We start from the raw sequence: 263 nt of genomic DNA, 5'->3' as shown, positions 1-263 counted from the left end.
ACGCCGAGCACGTCGGGCAGGCGGATCTTCCAATCGAAGGTAACGGGCGTGTCCATGCGTGCGATCCGTTGCGAAGTGGGTTGCGCAACGGTATTCACTGGCTGTCGCCGTTGTAAAGCGGCGGGAGGGATATCAGGCGAAGTCGCCCCAGAGTTGCTGGGCCACCGCCAACGCTACCACCGGCGCGGTCTCGGTGCGCAGCACTCGCGGGCCGAGGCGCGCGGAGTGGAAACCGGCCGCCTGAGCCTGCTCCACCTCGGCAT

1 protein-coding gene is annotated in these 263 nt (G+C 66.9%); it reads right to left on the bottom strand.

Going from position 1 to position 263, the window contains the following annotated elements:
- Positions 1 to 132: 132 nt before the first annotated feature.
- Complete coding sequence (locus ACLJNW_RS25900) at positions 133 to 255, bottom strand: 16S rRNA (uracil(1498)-N(3))-methyltransferase (RefSeq protein ID WP_410961466.1); 123 nt, start codon at positions 253 to 255, stop codon at positions 133 to 135.
- Between the last annotated feature and the right edge of the window lie 8 nt (positions 256 to 263).

The organism is Salmonella sp. SAL4457, from assembly GCF_046548235.1.
In the GTDB taxonomy this organism is placed as follows: Bacteria; Pseudomonadota; Gammaproteobacteria; order Enterobacterales; family Enterobacteriaceae; genus Salmonella; species Salmonella enterica.
The sequence above is the reverse complement of the archived record's forward strand: the minus strand, read 5'-3'. Positions and strand labels throughout refer to the sequence as shown.